Consider the following 15,734-nt stretch of genomic DNA (forward strand, 5'->3'; position numbering starts at 1 on the left):
TCTTACCCATGAGCGCAGCACGCATCGGTTTCGTCAGTCTCGGTTGCCCCAAGGCCCTGGTCGACAGTGAGCGCATCATGACCCAGCTGCGCGCCGAGGGTTACGAGCTGGTGCCGACCTACCGGGACGCCGATCTGGTGGTGGTGAATACCTGTGGCTTCATCGATGCGGCGGTGGAAGAGTCGCTGGACGCCATCGGCGAGGCGCTGCACGAAAACGGCAAGGTCGTCGTCACCGGCTGCCTCGGCGCGCGCGAGGCGGAAATCCGCGCGCGCCATCCGGCGGTGCTCAAGGTTACCGGGGCGCATGCCTACGAGGCGGTGGTGGCCGCCGTGCACGAGCATGTGCCGCCCCGCCACGATCCTTTCCTGGAGGTCGTCCCGCCGCAAGGCATCAAGCTGACGCCCCGGCATTACGCTTATCTGAAGATTTCCGAGGGCTGCAATCATCGCTGCACCTTCTGCATCATTCCTTCCCTGCGGGGCGATCTGGTCAGCCGCCCCATCGGCGAAGTCATGACCGAGGCCGAACGGCTGGTTGAGGCGGGGGTCAGGGAGTTGCTGGTCGTTTCCCAGGATACCAGTGCCTACGGCGTGGATCGTCGCTACCGGCCCGATTTCTGGCATGGCCGGCCCCTGAAGACCCGTTTCCTGGATCTGGCCAGCGCCCTCGGGGAACTGGGGGTATGGGTGCGGCTCCACTACGTCTACCCCTATCCGCACGTGGATGAGGTACTGCCGCTGATGGCGGAGGGGCGGATTCTGCCCTACCTAGACATACCCTTCCAGCACGCCAGCGAGAGCGTCCTCCAGCGGATGAAGCGGCCGGCGGCGACCGAGGACGTGCTGGCGCGGATACGTCGCTGGCGGGACATCTGTCCCGATCTGATCTTGCGCAGCACTTTCATCGTCGGCTTTCCCGGCGAGACCGAGGAGGATTTCGAGCGGCTGCTGGACTTCCTCGACATCACCCAACTGGACCGGGTGGGGTGTTTTGCCTATTCCCCGGTCAAGGGGGCGGTCGCCAACGAGTTGCCCGGCACCGTGCCCGAGGAGATCAAGCAAGAGCGTCTGGCGCGCTTCATGGCTTTTCAGACCCAGATCAGCGCCGACCGTCTGGCGGCCCGCGTCGGGCGACGGGAAATGGTGCTGATCGACGAGGTGGTCGAGGAGGGGGCTGTCGGTCGCAGTCGTGCCGATGCACCGGAGATCGACGGTCAGGTGTTCATCGATGGCGCGACCCAGCTGCAGGTCGGTGATTTGGTGGAGGTCGAGATCGAGGAGGCGGACGAACACGATATGTGGGCCCACCTGCTGCCCTGATCGGGTCGGGTGGGAGGGCGGGAACCGGGCGGTGGCCCGCTCCCGCCCGTGTCAGGCCTCAGTGATGATGGTGTCCGCCCGGGCCATGGACATGGCCATGGTCGAGTTCCTCGCGCGTTGCCTCGCGGACCTCGGTGACTTCGATGGCGAAATTCAGCGTCATGCCGGCCATGGGATGGTTGCCGTCCAGAATGATCTCGTCACCTTCCACGCCGATCACGGTGACCAGCTGCATGCCCTCCGGTGACTGGGCCTGGAACTGCATGCCGGGATGGATTTCATCGACGCCCTGGAAGGCGCTGCGCGGCACCGATTGCACCATCTCGTCGTCGCGCTCGCCGTAGCCGTCGGTCGGCGCGATGGCGACGGTGAACTTGTCGCCGACCGAGCGACCGGTCAACGCCCGCTCCAGCCCGGCGATGATGTTGCCGAAGCCGTGCAGGTAGGCCAGCGGCTCCTGACCCTCGGAGCTGTCCAGGATCTCGCCGGCATCGTTGGTGAGCGTGTAGTGGATGGAAACCACCTTTTCATTGGCAATCTGCATGAATGTCTCGATCTGCGTGAAGTTGAGTCCGCATCATAGCCGGTTTTTGCTGCCGGCAGGCTGCTTTTGCCTAGCCATGCCCGGGTACGTTACCATTCCAGCCATTTTCAACCCTTCTTCAGTGTGTCCTCCCTGTCCATCCTCACTTTTATCAAGCGTCTGATCGAGCCCGTCTCCCGGCCGCCGGTTGTCGCCGCGCCGGCCCCGGCGGCAGTCGAGCCGCCCGCGGAGACGCAATTGCCCCGAATCTACGCCCGCGCCGAGCATGCGATCTCACGATCGCTGGTGAGCGAGAACGCGCTCAAGGTGCTCTATCGGCTGAAAAAAGCCGGCTACGAGGCCTATCTGGTGGGCGGATGCGTTCGCGACCTTCTCCTGGGGCGGGAGCCCAAGGATTTCGACGTCGTGACGGACGCGCATCCCGAGCAGATTCGCGCCGTATTCCGGAATTGTCGGCTGATCGGTCGCCGTTTCCGCCTGGCGCATGTGCACTTCGGTCAGGACATCATCGAGGTGGCCACCTTCAGGGCCCTGCAGTCCGACCAGCCGCACGGCGAGCGGGTACTGGAAAACGGCCGCATCCTGCGGGACAACGTCTATGGCACGATCGAGGAGGACGCCTTCCGGCGCGATTTCTCGGTCAACGCGCTGTACTACAACATCAGCGATTTCTCGGTCGTCGACTATGTCGGCGGTATGGATGACCACAAGGCCGCCCGCCTGCGGCTGATCGGCGATCCCGAGCAGCGCTACCGCGAGGATCCCGTCCGCATGCTGCGGGCCGTGCGCTTCGCCGTCAAGCTGGGTTTCACGATTCACCCGGACTCCGCCGCGCCCATACCGAAGCTGGCCGGCCTGCTGCATGAAATTCCGCCGGCGCGGCTTTTCGACGAGGTCATCAAGCTGCTGCTGTCCGGCTATGCCGTGCAGACCTTCGAACAGCTGCGGCACTACGGCCTGTTCGGGGCGTTGTTTCCGGAAACGGAGCGCTGTCTGGCGCGCGAGCCGGATGGGTTTCCGCTGACCTTCCTGGCCAAGTCTCTGGAGCAGACCGACCGGCGGCTGGCCGACGACAAGCCGGTGGCCCCCTACTTCCTGTTCGCCGCCCTGCTGTGGGAGCCGGTCAGGGCGCGTGCGCGGCGGCTGATCGAGTCGGGCCACCAGAGCGCGCTGGCCTACCAGGATGCCGGCAACGAGATCATCACCCGCCAGTTGCGCTTGATCGCGTTGCCGAAAAGCATAGGCCTGCCGGTCCGCGAGGTCTGGTCCCTGCAACCGCGCTTCGAGATGACACAGGGCGGGCGCCCGTTCCGCCTGCTGGGACACCCGCGTTTCCGGGCTGCCTATGACTTCCTGTTGCTGCGGGCCGAGACGGGGGAGGCCGATCCCGAACTGGCGGCCTGGTGGACGCGTTTCCAGGTGGCGTCCGAGGCCGAGCAGCGCGCGATGGTGCGCACCGGCAACCGGTCCCCCGCGCGTACGCGGACGCGCAAGCGCCGGACCCGCAAACGCAGCGCTCCCAATGCCCCCGCTTCCTGATGGCACTCGCCCGGCGCGGGTCTATATCGGTCTGGGCGGCAACCTCGGGGATCCGGTCCGCACGGTTCTGTCGGGACGGCAGGCGATCCGGGACATGGCCGGGGTCCGTGAGACGGGTTTCTCGAGCCTGTACCGCAGTACCCCGATGGGACCCTCGGCGCAGCCGGACTATGTCAACGCCGTCATGGCCATCGATACGGTGTTGTCGCCGCTCGCCTTGCTGGACGGCCTGCAGGCCATCGAGGTGCGGCACGGCCGGGTTCGCCAGGGGGAGCGCTGGGGGCCGCGTACGCTGGACCTCGACCTGCTCCTCTACGGTGACCAGATGATCCGCTCCACGCGGCTGATCGTGCCACATGCCGGCATCGCCGGGCGTGAGTTCGTTCTCTATCCCCTGCAGGAGGTGGCCGGCGAGCTGCAAGTGCCGGGACATGGGGCCCTGTCCGATCTGGTGGCCCGCTGTCCGCAGCGCGGCCTGAGCAAGATTCCGCTGCTGACGGAGGCGGAGGCATGACCCCCGAGCGCAGGCCCCTGACGGTTCCCGGGCTGGCCGAGCGCAAGGCCATGGGGGAGCGGATCGCCGTGTTGACAGCCTACGATGCGGTGTTTGCCGCGGCGATGGAGTCGGCGGGCGTCGATATCATTCTGGTGGGCGATTCCCTGGGCATGGTGATCCAGGGGCATGAGACCACGCTGCCCGTTACCCTCGACCAGATGGTCTACCATGCCGGCTGCGTCGCCCGGGGGGCACCGAATACGATGCTGGTGGTCGACATGCCTTTCATGAGCTATGCCACCCCCGGGCAGGCCTTGCGCGTCTCCGCGCGGCTGATGGCCGAGGGTGGCGCGCATCTGGTCAAGCTGGAGGGTGGTGGTCGTCAGCGGGTGGATATCGTCCGCGTCCTGGCGCAGCAGGATGTCCCTGTCTGTGCCCATCTGGGCTTGCTGCCACAGTCGGTGCGGCGCCTGGGGGGCTATGTGGCGCAGGGGCGCGACGACCGCAGTGCCCAGCAATTGCTGGAGGATGCGCTGCTCCTGCAGGAGGCCGGCGCCGTCATGCTGGTGCTGGAGTGCGTGCCGGCGTCCCTGGCGGGAGAGATCACCGCCGCGTTGTCCATTCCTACCATTGGCATCGGCGCGGGCGCGGATTGTGACGGCCAGGTGCTGGTTGCCTACGACATGCTCGGACTGACGGCCAGGCGCCCCCGGTTTTGTCGGGATTTCCTGCGGGAGGGGGGCGGCATTGCCGAGGCTTTCCACCGTTTCGTGGCCGCCGTCCGGGAAGGGTCCTTTCCGGCTCCGGAACACGCGCTCTGACCGGCGCTACCGTCACCTCATGAACATCGCGGCGACGATTGGGGACCTGCGCCGGCAGGTGGCCGCCTGGCGGGTGGCGGGGAAGACCGTGGCGCTGGTGCCAACCATGGGTAACCTGCATGCGGGCCACCTGAGTCTGGTCGAGGATGCGAGGCGGCGAGCCGATCGGGTCGTGGTCAGCGTGTTCGTCAATCCGACGCAATTCGGTCCGCAAGAGGACTTCGCCGCCTATCCCCGAACGCCGGCGGACGATGTCCGGCAGCTGGAGGCGGTTGGCGCGGATCTCCTGTTCATGCCCTCTGTCGAGGCAATGTACCCGCGGCCGGCCGCCGGGATGACCTATGTCGAGGTGCCGGAGCTGGCGGACAGGCTGTGCGGCCAGTTTCGGCCCGGACATTTCCGCGGCGTGGCGACCGTGGTGCTCAAGCTGTTCCATCAGGTTCAGCCCGATCTCGCGCTATTCGGCGAGAAGGATTATCAGCAGCTCACCGTCATCCGTCGCCTGGTCGACGATCTCGACCTGCCCGTCCGGATTGTCGGCGTGCCGACGGTGCGCGAGCCTGACGGCCTGGCGATGAGTTCCCGCAACGCGTATCTCTCCGCCGAGGAGCGGCCGGTGGCGGCGCTGATCTTCCGCCAGCTGGGAACCTTGGCGGAGGCCCTGCAGGGTGGCGATCGGGATTTTTCCGGGCTTGAGGCGGGCGCCAGTGAGGCGCTGGCGCAGGCCGGTTTCGCCGTCGACTATGTTGCGATTCGTCGCGCCCGTGATCTGCAGGCGCCGGACGAGGGCGACACCGATCTGGTGGTCTTGGTTGCCGCGCGCCTCGACAGAACCCGGCTGATCGACAATATCAGGGTTTGCCTCGCTCCGGCAGCTTGAGGTCACTGAGCGGGTGTCCCAGCGCTGCCTCGATGATGTCGTTGCGGACGAAGTGAGGCGCCTCCTGGCGCACGAACTCGGCGAATTCGGTGGCGATGGTGGATAGTCGCTTGCCGGCACGGTGCACCATGAACCATTGGCGCAGGATGGGGAAAGACTCCACGTCCAGCACGACCACGCCACCGCTGTCCAGCTCCCGCTCCAGGGTGTGCAGGGAGACGATGCCCAGTCCAAGGCCTTCCTCGACGCCCTGCTTGATGGCGCCGTTGGTGTTCATCTCCATGCTCACCGTCAGGTGAATGCCGCGATCGGCCAGGAATCGCTCCACCGAGTTGCGGGTGCCGGAGCCGATTTCGCGCATGATGAAGGTTTCCCCGGCCAGCGCCTTGAGGGGCAGGCTCTTCTGCCCTGACAGCGGGTGACCCGCTGGCGCGATGATGACCAGCGGATTGATCAGGAAGGACTCGGCGATAAGCTCCTGGCTCTCGGGGGGCTGACCCATCAGCAGGAGGTCGGCTTCGTTGTCCTCCAGGCTTTGCAGCAGTCCCTTGCGGTTGGTGACCTTGAAGCTGACCCGCACCTTGGGGTGGCGACGGCAGAATTCACCCAGCATGCGAATCGCGAAATAATGCACCGTGCTGGCGACGGCAACATTGAGTCGGCCGCTCTCGGTGCCCTTGAGTTCCTCGATGATCTGCTCGGCCTCATCGAGCTGCCGGGCGATGTTGCGGCTCAGCTGGTACAGTTCCTCGCCGGCGCGGGTCAGGTAAATCTTCTTGCCCAGCCGCTCGAACAGGGGAAGACCGACCGCCTCCTCGAACTGCTTGATCTGCATCGAGACCGCAGGCTGGGTCAGAAACAGCTCCTCCGCCGCACGGGTGAAGCTGAGCCGCCGGGCGACCCGCTCGAAGACTTTCAGCTGCCTCAAGGTGATGTTCATGCCGCTAGAATGCGATCTTTGGATCAGGTGATCTTATCAGGTCGGTAAAAAAAACTGACTTTTCCTTATGTTGAGACGCCGTTACAGTGTGCGGTCACCTTGGCTTGCATGGCTTTCCCGCCGTCCGCCGGCTTGTCGCCAGCCGTCAGGCAGGGTCACCTGGAGCCTGGGGCCGAAGATCGTGACAAAGCCGATGGCTCTGTTGGATAATTCAAAGTTCAGTATTCATCAACAATTTTTCTTCAATCTTTAAGGAGATCATCATGCCCTCGCGCCGAGAACTTGCGAACGCCATCCGCGCTTTGAGCATGGACGCCGTACAGAAGGCCAATTCCGGTCACCCGGGAGCGCCTATGGGAATGGCCGACATTGCCGAGGTATTGTGGAACGATTACATGCGCCACAACCCGGCCAACCCGAAATGGCCGGATCGTGACCGGTTCGTGCTGTCGAACGGGCACGGCTCGATGCTGATTTATTCCCTGCTGCACCTGACGGGCTACGATCTCTCGATTGAAGAGCTGAAGCGTTTCCGCCAGCTGCATTCGAAGACACCGGGCCACCCCGAATACGGTTATGCGCCGGGCGTGGAAACCACCACCGGTCCGCTTGGTCAGGGTATCACCAACGCCGTGGGCATGGCACTGGCCGAACGCACGCTGGCCGGGCAGTTCAACCGCCCGGGTCACGCCATTGTCGATCATTACACCTATGTGTTCCTGGGCGATGGCTGCCTCATGGAAGGCATCTCGCATGAGGCCTGCTCGCTGGCGGGTTCCATGAAGCTGGGCAAGCTGATTGCCTTCTACGACGACAACAACATTTCCATCGACGGCGAAGTGCGCGGCCATGGCGATGTGGTGGGCTGGTTCCATGACAATACGCCGAAGCGCTTCGAAGCCTACGGCTGGCATGTCATCCCGAAGGTCGACGGCCATGATCCGGAAGCCATCAAGAAGGCCATCGAGGAGGCCCGTGCGGTCACCGACAAGCCGTCGATCATCTGCTGCCAGACCATCATCGGCTTCGGCTCCCCCAACAAGCAGGGCAAGGAAGAGTGCCATGGCGCCGCGCTGGGCAACGACGAAGTCGCGCTGACCCGCGAGAATCTGGGTTGGCATCACGCGCCGTTCGAGATCCCCGCGGAAATCTACGAGGGCTGGGACGGCAAGGAAATCGGCGCCAAGGTCGAGAGCGACTGGAACGACCGTTTCGAGCACTATCGTCGCGAATTCCCCGAGCTGGCCGCCGAGTTCGAGCGCCGCATGTCGGGTGAACTGCCGCGTGACTGGGCCGAGAAATCCGCCGCGTTCGTGGCCAAGGTCAACGAGAAGGGTGAAACCATTGCTAGCCGCAAGGCCTCGCAGAACACCCTGAATGGCTACGGCCCGCTACTGCCGGAATTGCTGGGCGGTTCCGCCGACCTCGCCGGTTCCAACCTGACCCTGTGGTCCGGTTGCCGCGATGTCTGCGCCTCGGGTCACAATGGCAACTACGTGTACTACGGCGTCCGCGAATTCGGCATGTCCGCGATCATGAACGGGGTCGCCGTCCATGGCGGTTTCATTCCCTACGGCGCCACCTTCCTGATGTTCTCCGAGTATGCCCGCAATGCGCTGCGCATGGCGGCTCTGATGAAGATCCCCAGCATTTTCGTCTACACCCATGACTCCATCGGTCTGGGCGAGGACGGCCCGACGCACCAGCCGGTCGAGCAGACCGCTACCCTGCGCATGATTCCCAACATGCAGGTCTGGCGTCCGTCCGACGCGGTGGAATCCGCCGTGGCCTGGAAGGCGGCGATCGAGCGCAAGGATGGTCCCAGCACCTTGATCTTCTCCCGTCAGAACCTGATGCATGTCAGCCGCACGGCGGACCAGATCGCTGCCATCGAAAAGGGCGGCTACATCCTGCGTGACTGTGCCGGTACCCCTGATGCCATCCTCATTGCTACCGGCTCCGAGGTCGAGTTGGCGGTCAAGGCTCAGGAAGCCCTGGCTGAAAAGGGCAAGAACGTTCGGGTTGTGTCCGTGCCGTCCACGAACGTGTTCGAGGCTCAGAGCCAGGCTTACAAGGATTCCGTCCTGCCGCCTTCCGTCAGCCGTCGCGTCGCGGTGGAAGCGGGTGTCACCGACGGCTGGTACAAGTATGTCGGGTTTGGTGGCAAGACCGTTGGTCTGGATCGCTTCGGCGAGTCCGCTCCGGCCGGCGAGCTCTTCAAGGAGTTCGGCTTCACCGTCGAGAATGTCGTCAAGGCAGTCGAAGGACTGTTCTGATAACCCTGATCCCGGTCGGTCTCCGCAAAGCCGGCCGGGGTGTGCGAACCATTGAGAGAGGATCAAACATGGCCCTGATTTCACTCCGCCAGCTGCTGGATCACGCCGCTGAGCACAACTACGGCGTTCCGTCCTTCAACGTCAACAACCTGGAGCAGCTCCAGGCAATCATGGACGCCGCCAAGGAAACCGACAGCCCGGCGCTGATCCAGATTTCCGCCGGCGCCCGCAAATACGCGGGTGAGCCCTTCCTGCGTCATCTGGTCTTCGCCGCTCTGGAATCCTATCCGGAGATTCCGATCTGTGTGCACCAGGATCATGGCGCCTCTCCGGCCGTCTGCTTCCGCTCCATCCAGAGCGGTTTCAGCTCGGTCATGATGGACGGCTCTCTGCAGGAAGACGCCAAGACCCCGGCTTCCTACGCGTACAACGTCGAGGTTACCGCCAAGGTGGCCGAACTGGCACATGCCTGCGGCGTCTCCGTCGAGGGCGAACTGGGTTGTCTGGGCTCGCTGGAACATGGCGGCAGCAATCTGGATCACTCCATGCTGCTGACCGACCCCGAGGAAGCCGCCGACTTCGTCAAGAAGACCAAGGTCGACGCGTTGGCCATTGCCATCGGTACCTCGCACGGTGCCTACAAGTTCACCCGCCCCCCGACCGGTGACATTCTGGCGATCGACCGTGTCAAGGCCATCCATGCCCGCATTCCCAATACCCATCTGGTGATGCATGGCTCCTCCTCGGTCCCGCAGGAGTGGCTCAAGATCATCAACGAGTTCGGCGGCGACATGGGCGAGACCTATGGCGTGCCGGTCGAGGAGATCGTCGAGGGCATCAAGCATGGGGTCCGCAAGGTCAACATCGACACCGATCTGCGCATGGCCTCCACTGGCGCGATGCGCAAGTTCTTTGCCGAAAACAAGAAGGAATTCGACCCCCGCAAGTTCCTGACGGCAGCCACCAAGGCCATGAAGCAGATCTGCAAGGATCGTTACGAGGCTTTCGGTACCGCTGGCAATGCCTCCAGGATCAAGCCGATCAGCCTGGCTGAAATGACCGAACGTTACGCCAGGGGTGAGCTGGATCCGGTCATCAAGTAGGCCGGTTCGGTACCTACGGCAAAAAGGCGGGCCAGTCCCGCCTTTTTTGTGTCCGCAAGTATTGGATTTCCCGGTGCAGGGATGCTTGGTGTCCGCATGGGAAAGTCGGCATAAAAAAGCCCGGCCATTTCCATGGCCGGGCTTTTTGGAGTTTGCCGCCTTGGGCTACTGGATTATTCCAGGTTGGCGTGGCGGGCGCGCATTTCCTCTTCCGGAATGCCCTTCTCATGGATGATATGAGAAATGATGGCTTCCAGGAAGATCAGGGTCGACAGCTCGAAAACCGTACCCATGGGCATGCCGACAACCTTGCCATACATGTCCGGCTTGCCGATCGAGATGACCGTGCTGGACATATCAGCCAGGGTGGACTGTGTGCGGGACGAGATCAGCACGATCTCGGCACCCAGTTCCTTTGCCCGCTTGGCGAAGGCAATCATGGTTTCGGTTTCGCCGGAGCCAGAGATGACGATCAGGAGATCACCCTTCTGCAGGCTGGGCGTTACGATTTCGCCGACCACGAACACGTTGTAACCCCCATGCATCAGCCGCATGGCGAAGAAACGCGCGACGAGGGCGGAACGTCCGGCACCGGCAATGAAGATGCGCGATGCCTTGTCGAGCATGTTGGTCAACTGTTGGTCATAGCTCGATTCCGTGGCATCCAGGATGCTGGTGATCTTGTCTATGATGAGCCGACGATGCGCCATGTTATGCCGCCTCGATCAGTTCGCGGATCTCGCGAGCGGAATCGGCAGGGGACGGTGCGCCGTAGATGGCGGCGCCTACGACCACGATGCCGGCACCGGAACGGGCAACCTGCTGTGCGGTGGCCTGCTTGATGCCGCCGGCAACCGAGATACGGACCGGCAGGCCTAGCTTGGCAACCAGATTCAGGTCAGCAAACGGCGTCTGGCCGGCAGCCTGAGCATCCAGGCCAGTGTGCACGCCGATGATCTGCGCGCCCAGCTTGGCGGATTCGCGCGCGCAGCCAGCCTTGTCTGGCACGTTGATCAGGTCGACCTGGACTTCGGCATTGTACTTGTTGGCAGCCTTGATGACGCCAGCAATGGTCGGCAGGCCGGAGACGCCCAGTACGGTGCAGATGTCTGCGCCAGCTTCGTAGAACGGGGCGGCTTCGTACTCGCCGGCATCCATGGTCTTGAGATCGACCAGCAGCAGCTTGTTCGGGAATTTCCGCTTCAGCTCCTTGACCAGAGGCAAGCCGTTAGCCTTGATATTCGGAGTGCCGATTTCCAGGATGTCGACATAGGGGGCTGCCAGGGTAGCGAGCTTGAAGGTGGTAGCGTTATCCAGAGAGTCTAGAGCCAACTGAATTAATGGTCTTGCCATGGTTTTTCTCCGATTGGTTATGGTTGGTTGAATTGCTCGCGTGTCATGCATTCACGAAATGCACTATTTCGCACGATAAGATACAAAACGGATGGGTGTCAACACGCGAAAGGGGTGGAATCGTCTGGCCGCAGACACCACGACCGAGGCCAGACAAAGAACGCGTAAACTCGAATCTCCCTGGCGCCGGGTTTTGCGGGATGCCGTCGGGAGAAAGGCCGAATGCCCGTGGATTCAGGCAGCGAGGCCGTTGGCCTTCAGGTACTTCTCAACGCCGGTTTCGGCGGCGGGCTTTTTCGGCTGCGGCAGGGCGCTGAGATATTTCTCGACGCCTGTGGGGCCTTTGGCGGCAGGCGCTGGCGCGGCGGCCGTCGTTTCGGTGGCGGCAACGGCCTTCAGGTACTTGGCAACGCCGGTTTCCGGCTTGCGCGGCGCAGACGGCGGCAGTGACTTGATGTAGCGCGCAACACCGGTTTCGTTTGCCGGCGCGGTCTCCGGCAGGCTGCCGATGTAACGGGCAACGCCTGTGGTGCCTGCGGCGGCGGGTGCTGGCGCGGTAATGGGTTGCGCCGGGGCGCTGGCCGGGCAGGAGGCGGACTTTGGCTTGCGCAGGAACCAGAAGGCCGCTGCCGCACCCCCGAGACCCAGCAGGATCAGCGGCAGGTTCGAGGATTCCTCGGGCTTGCTGCTGCTGGTGAGCACCGGCTCGGCCTTGGCTTCGCTCGGGGTGGTCGCCGCCGTGGCCGGTGCGCTGGTGCGTGCTGCCGGGGTGGGGTTCGAAACGCTCTTGGAGGCCTCCGCATGCTTGGCGATCAGCTCGGCGTCCTGTTTGATGATTTCAGGCTGGAAGTCAGCCGCTGGGTATTGGGTTTCAGCGCCTGCTAGCGGGCTGGCGAACACCAGGGCAACGAGTACGCTTTGAGTCAGGTTACGGAGTTTCACGTTATTCCCCTCAGAGTTTTTTTCTGGAAGTGGTTATGGCCCCGGCGGGGCAGGGAGCGGTCTTTTGAGCTGCCCTAGTATAAGGTCGGCATGGGGCAAATGGAATACGGCGCCGAGGTGCGGGGCGGTTCGCAGCGACCGGGTCGAGAACCGGGCAGGGCGGGCTGGCGGTCGACTCACGATCGCCGAAAAAGCAGCATTTCCAGCTCCCGCATGTCGTGGAAGACGCGAGCGCCCAATGCCGCCAGCCTGGCGCCATCGTCGTGGGGTGCATAGCCATAGGCCGTCATGCCGGCCGCGATGGCGGCCTCTATCCCCAGGGCGCTGTCCTCCACGACCGCGCAGTCCCGAGGCGCCATGCCCATCGATCTCGCCGCGTGCAGGAACAGTCCCGGCTCGGGTTTCCAGCTCTGGCAATCGTAGGCGCTGTAGATGCGGTCGGCAAAGAAACCGAGCAGGCCGGTTGCCTGCAGGCTGACCTGCATCTTGTCGTGCGGACCATTGGACGCCACGCAGTAGGGCAGGGGCAAGCGTTGCAGCAGGTCGGGGACACCTGCCATGGGTTGCAGTTCCGCTTCGAACGCCGCCGCCATGCGCAGCCTCATTTTTGGCAGGAAATCCGTCGGCAGGGGGCTGCCCAGCCAGTGTTCGATCAGGCTCAGGGTGTCGGCCATCTTGCGGCCGGCAAAGTGTGTCAGGGCGTCGTCGAGGGTGATCCGCAGCCCCAGTTCGGCAAGGTATTCGACGATGGCGGCGTTACCCACGCGCTCGCTGTCCACCAGCGTGCCGTCGCAGTCAAAGATGATTGCGCGATGCCGCATGGTGTGATTCAGGCCGGTTCCAGCTTGGCGTACCCCAGCATCAGCCATTTGCATCCGGCATCCTGGAAGTTGACCTGGATGCGGGCCTGGTTGCCCTCTCCCTCCGCCTGCAGGATGATGCCCTCGCCGAATTTGGCGTGGCGTACCCGTTGCCCCATGCGAAAGCCGGTGTGCGCGGCGCTCTCATTCCGGGCAGCGGCCAGGGGCGCGGGTTGCACGAGCCGCGCGTTGCCGTTCCCTCTCAATCTGACCTCTTGCAGGTATTCGGTCGGTATCTCGCGGATGAACCGGGAGGGACGGGGGTAGGTCTCCCGCCCATAAAGCCGGCGTGACTCCGCATGGGTCAGGTACAACTGCTGGCGGGCACGTGTGATGCCCACGTAGCAGAGACGTCGTTCCTCCTCCAGCCGGCCCGGGTCTTCCAGGGACTGGAGGCTGGGAAACAGGCCTTCCTCCAGTCCCACCAGGAACACAAGCTTGAACTCCAGGCCCTTGGCGGCGTGCAGGGTCATAAGCTGCACGCAGTTCTGGGTATCGCCCTGGGTATTGTCGCCCGCCTCCAGGGCGGCCTGGGCCAGGAACTGATCGAGGAGCGGCAGCTCCGGGGCCAGATGCGGTTCGTGGGCAAACTGGCGGGCGGCGTTGACCAGTTCCTTGAGGTTCTCCAGTCGCTGTTCGCCCTGCTCGCCACGCTGCGCCTGATAATGTGCCAGCAGCCCCGACCCCTCGAGGACGTGCGCCACCTTTTCGCCCAGATCACCGTCGCCGCCCGCGCCGGCGAGCCGATCAATGAGTTGCCTGAATGCCTGCAGGGGCGCGCGCGCGCGGGCGGGCGCGCCGTCATCGCGACACAGCGTGGCCAGCGCTTCCCAGAGCGAGCACCCCTCCGTCCGGGCAAGCTGGCGCAGGGTGTCCAGGCTTCGGGCGCCGATGCCGCGCGTGGGAGTATTGAGGATGCGTTCGAAGGCGGCATCGTCCTGGCGGTTGCTGGTCAGGCGCAGATAGGCCAGCGCATCCTTGATTTCCGCCCGCTCGAAGAACCGCAGGCCGCCATAGACCCGGTAGGGAATGCCGAGCGCCATCAGTTTCTCCTCGAACTGCCGGGACTGGGCATTGGAGCGATAGAGAATGGCTGCTTCGCTGCGGGCGTGACCCTCCTCGCTCCACTGCTGGATGCGGTTCACCACGAAGTAGGCCTCATCCTGTTCATTGAAGGCGCTGTAGATCTGGATGGGGTCGCCCGCCTTGAACTCCGTCCAGAGCTGCTTGCCCAGACGGTTCTCGTTGCGCGATATCAGGGCGTTGGCGGCGGCCAGGATGTTGCCGGTGGAGCGGTAGTTCTGCTCCAGGCGGACCAGGTCGTGGCCGGGATAGTCGCGCTGGAAGTGTTGCAGGTTCTCGACGACCGCGCCGCGCCAACTGTAGATGGATTGGTCGTCATCGCCGACCGCGAAAAGGTTCTGCTGCTCCTGCGACAGCAGCCGTAGCCATGCATACTGGATGCGGTTGGTGTCCTGGAATTCGTCCACGAGGATGTGCTGAAACTTGCTCCGGTAGAAGTCCAGCAACTCTGGCGATTCGCGCAAGAGCTCGAAGGCGCGCAGCAGCAACTCGGTGAAGTCCACCAGGCCGGAGCGTTCGCAAAGCTGTTCGTAGGCCAGGTAGACCTTCTGCATCTGCCGCTCGAACGGGTCGGCCGCCTCGTGAAGGTGGCGGGCGCGGCGGCCCTCCTCCTTGTGGCTGTTGATGTACCACTGGGCCTGTTTCGGTGGCCAGCGGTTCTCGTCGAGTTCCAGGGTTTTGAGCAGGCGGCGGATGAGCCGCTGCTGATCGTCGGCATCCAGGATCTGGAAGGTGGCCGGCAGGCCGGCTTCCGCGGCGTGACGGCGCAGCAGGCGATGGGCGAGCCCATGGAAGGTGCCGACCCAGAGTTCGCGGGTCGATATCCGCAGCAGCGTCTCGATGCGGGTGCGCATCTCCCGTGCGGCCTTGTTGGTGAAGGTGACGGCCAGGATGCGCTGCGGGGGGGTTGCTTGCCCCCGGATCAGCCAGGCGATACGGTGCACGAGAACCCGTGTCTTGCCGCTGCCGGCGCCGGCCAGTACCAGGAGATTCGGATTGGATGAACAGACGGCGGCGCGCTGTTCGGCGTTAAGAGGCTCGATAATGGGTGTCACATCCATGCGCGTCATTCTAGCTGAATCGCCTTGCGCACTCAGTCCCGAGCCGTGACAATTCGCCGCCGAACTTTCTGTAACTGCTGGAGGACAAGACGATGAGCTTTGATCTGAAGCGCGCCATGCGGCGCGAGTTCAATGTGGGTGGCAAGGAGCAGCGCCTGCGTTACGGCGCGGGGATCGCCATGTTGCTGGTCTCCGTATTCCTGGCCAACATTCCCTTGTTGCTGATCGGCGTCGTGCTGGTGGTCACCGCCAAGCTGCAATGGTGTCCGGTCTACTCGGGGCTGGGCAAATCCAGCGTCGACCCGGGCGAGCCCCCGCCCGTCGCTGGCGATCACTGAGGTTTCCGGTTCCTGTCATATCCACTGCGGGCTCCTTGCGCGGAGTCCGCTGCCCGCCAGGGTGAGGTTCGCGCCTGCGCGGGCCTCACGCCAACGGCTTGATCGCAGCTTCCGCTCCCGCTGGCACGCCTTGTGTCGCTGTCATGGGCGCGCGCACTGACCCCGTCTTTCCCGTT

Annotated in this window: 15 protein-coding genes; 8 read left to right on the top strand and 7 right to left on the bottom strand. The window is 63.9% G+C overall.

Annotation, left to right across the window (positions count from 1 at the left end; all coding sequences use genetic code 11):
- The first annotated feature begins 8 nt into the window (after positions 1-8).
- Positions 9-1,322, top strand: coding sequence for a 30S ribosomal protein S12 methylthiotransferase RimO (gene rimO / locus ACYQ1H_RS02910; protein WP_460026554.1), 1,314 nt, complete (start codon positions 9-11; stop codon positions 1,320-1,322).
- A gap of 58 nt (positions 1,323-1,380) precedes the next feature.
- Here rimO and ACYQ1H_RS02915 read toward each other — a convergent pair whose 3' ends face one another.
- Positions 1,381-1,866 (bottom strand): FKBP-type peptidyl-prolyl cis-trans isomerase, encoded by a 486-nt coding sequence (locus ACYQ1H_RS02915; protein ID WP_460026555.1) that lies wholly within the window; start codon positions 1,864-1,866, stop codon positions 1,381-1,383.
- A gap of 237 nt (positions 1,867-2,103) precedes the next feature.
- Between ACYQ1H_RS02915 and pcnB the strand changes: the two genes are divergently transcribed.
- Genes pcnB through panC form a run of 4 tightly spaced genes read left to right on the top strand, consistent with a single transcriptional unit; the run spans position 2,104 to position 5,602 of the window.
- Positions 2,104-3,405 carry a polynucleotide adenylyltransferase PcnB gene (gene pcnB / locus ACYQ1H_RS02920; RefSeq protein WP_460026556.1) on the top strand — a complete coding sequence of 434 codons (1,302 nt, stop codon included), beginning with the start codon at positions 2,104-2,106 and terminating at the stop codon, positions 3,403-3,405.
- A complete protein-coding gene (folK, locus tag ACYQ1H_RS02925) occupies positions 3,389-3,919 on the top strand; it encodes a 2-amino-4-hydroxy-6-hydroxymethyldihydropteridine diphosphokinase (protein WP_460026557.1) in 531 nt (176 codons plus the stop codon). The genes pcnB and folK overlap by 17 nt, the downstream gene beginning before the upstream one ends.
- Entirely contained in the window at positions 3,916-4,722 is an 807-nt protein-coding gene (panB, locus tag ACYQ1H_RS02930; RefSeq protein ID WP_460026558.1) for a 3-methyl-2-oxobutanoate hydroxymethyltransferase, read from the top strand. Before folK ends, panB begins: the two co-directional genes overlap by 4 nt.
- 19 nt (positions 4,723-4,741) lie before the next feature.
- Positions 4,742-5,602 carry a pantoate--beta-alanine ligase gene (panC, locus tag ACYQ1H_RS02935; protein WP_460026559.1) on the top strand — a complete coding sequence of 287 codons (861 nt, stop codon included), beginning with the start codon at positions 4,742-4,744 and terminating at the stop codon, positions 5,600-5,602.
- Here the strand turns inward: panC and ACYQ1H_RS02940 are convergent.
- A complete protein-coding gene (locus tag ACYQ1H_RS02940) occupies positions 5,574-6,542 on the bottom strand; it encodes a LysR family transcriptional regulator (protein WP_460026560.1) in 969 nt (322 codons plus the stop codon). The genes panC and ACYQ1H_RS02940 overlap by 29 nt on opposite strands.
- 263 nt (positions 6,543-6,805) lie before the next feature.
- On the opposite strand from ACYQ1H_RS02940, the gene tkt reads away from it, so the two are divergent.
- Positions 6,806-8,818, top strand: coding sequence for a transketolase (gene tkt / locus ACYQ1H_RS02945; protein ID WP_460026561.1), 2,013 nt, complete (start codon positions 6,806-6,808; stop codon positions 8,816-8,818).
- Between the two features lie 68 nt (positions 8,819-8,886).
- Entirely contained in the window at positions 8,887-9,921 is a 1,035-nt protein-coding gene (gene fba / locus ACYQ1H_RS02950; RefSeq protein WP_460026562.1) for a class II fructose-bisphosphate aldolase, read from the top strand.
- A gap of 173 nt (positions 9,922-10,094) precedes the next feature.
- Here fba and hxlB read toward each other — a convergent pair whose 3' ends face one another.
- The 5 genes from hxlB to uvrD form a co-directional block, all read right to left on the bottom strand.
- Entirely contained in the window at positions 10,095-10,631 is a 537-nt protein-coding gene (hxlB, locus tag ACYQ1H_RS02955) for a 6-phospho-3-hexuloisomerase (RefSeq protein WP_460026563.1), read from the bottom strand.
- A gap of 1 nt (position 10,632) precedes the next feature.
- Positions 10,633-11,274 (bottom strand): 3-hexulose-6-phosphate synthase, encoded by a 642-nt coding sequence (hxlA, locus tag ACYQ1H_RS02960; RefSeq protein WP_460026564.1) that lies wholly within the window; start codon positions 11,272-11,274, stop codon positions 10,633-10,635.
- Positions 11,275-11,508: 234 nt separating this feature from the next.
- On the bottom strand, positions 11,509-12,216 hold the full coding sequence (locus ACYQ1H_RS02965) for a hypothetical protein (protein WP_460026565.1): 708 nt from the start codon (positions 12,214-12,216) through the stop codon (positions 11,509-11,511).
- 176 nt (positions 12,217-12,392) lie between these two features.
- A complete protein-coding gene (locus ACYQ1H_RS02970; RefSeq protein WP_460026566.1) occupies positions 12,393-13,037 on the bottom strand; it encodes an HAD family hydrolase in 645 nt (214 codons plus the stop codon).
- An 8-nt stretch (positions 13,038-13,045) separates the two neighbouring features.
- A complete protein-coding gene (gene uvrD, locus ACYQ1H_RS02975) occupies positions 13,046-15,220 on the bottom strand; it encodes a DNA helicase II (protein ID WP_460026589.1) in 2,175 nt (724 codons plus the stop codon).
- A gap of 92 nt (positions 15,221-15,312) precedes the next feature.
- On the opposite strand from uvrD, the gene ACYQ1H_RS02980 reads away from it, so the two are divergent.
- Complete coding sequence (locus ACYQ1H_RS02980) at positions 15,313-15,558, top strand: YgaP family membrane protein (protein ID WP_460026567.1); 246 nt, start codon at positions 15,313-15,315, stop codon at positions 15,556-15,558.
- Positions 15,559-15,734: the final 176 nt, after the last annotated feature.

The sequence above is a fragment of the Methyloparacoccus murrellii genome, from assembly GCF_054657115.1.

Excerpts from the sequence above, each read along its gene's own strand:
- rimO (WP_460026554.1), top strand. The coding sequence starts at position 9 with ATGAGCGCAGCACGCATCGGTTTCGTCAGTCTCGGTTGCCCCAAGGCC.
- ACYQ1H_RS02915 (WP_460026555.1), bottom strand. The coding sequence starts at position 1,866 with ATGCAGATTGCCAATGAAAAGGTGGTTTCCATCCACTACACGCTCACC.
- folK (WP_460026557.1), top strand. The coding sequence starts at position 3,389 with ATGCCCCCGCTTCCTGATGGCACTCGCCCGGCGCGGGTCTATATCGGT.
- panB (WP_460026558.1), top strand. The coding sequence starts at position 3,916 with ATGACCCCCGAGCGCAGGCCCCTGACGGTTCCCGGGCTGGCCGAGCGC.
- panC (WP_460026559.1), top strand. The coding sequence starts at position 4,742 with ATGAACATCGCGGCGACGATTGGGGACCTGCGCCGGCAGGTGGCCGCC.
- ACYQ1H_RS02940 (WP_460026560.1), bottom strand. The coding sequence starts at position 6,542 with ATGAACATCACCTTGAGGCAGCTGAAAGTCTTCGAGCGGGTCGCCCGG.
- tkt (WP_460026561.1), top strand. The coding sequence starts at position 6,806 with ATGCCCTCGCGCCGAGAACTTGCGAACGCCATCCGCGCTTTGAGCATG.
- fba (WP_460026562.1), top strand. The coding sequence starts at position 8,887 with ATGGCCCTGATTTCACTCCGCCAGCTGCTGGATCACGCCGCTGAGCAC.
- hxlB (WP_460026563.1), bottom strand. The coding sequence starts at position 10,631 with ATGGCGCATCGTCGGCTCATCATAGACAAGATCACCAGCATCCTGGAT.
- hxlA (WP_460026564.1), bottom strand. The coding sequence starts at position 11,274 with ATGGCAAGACCATTAATTCAGTTGGCTCTAGACTCTCTGGATAACGCT.
- ACYQ1H_RS02970 (WP_460026566.1), bottom strand. The coding sequence starts at position 13,037 with ATGCGGCATCGCGCAATCATCTTTGACTGCGACGGCACGCTGGTGGAC.
- uvrD (WP_460026589.1), bottom strand. The coding sequence starts at position 15,220 with ATGGATGTGACACCCATTATCGAGCCTCTTAACGCCGAACAGCGCGCC.
- ACYQ1H_RS02980 (WP_460026567.1), top strand. The coding sequence starts at position 15,313 with ATGAGCTTTGATCTGAAGCGCGCCATGCGGCGCGAGTTCAATGTGGGT.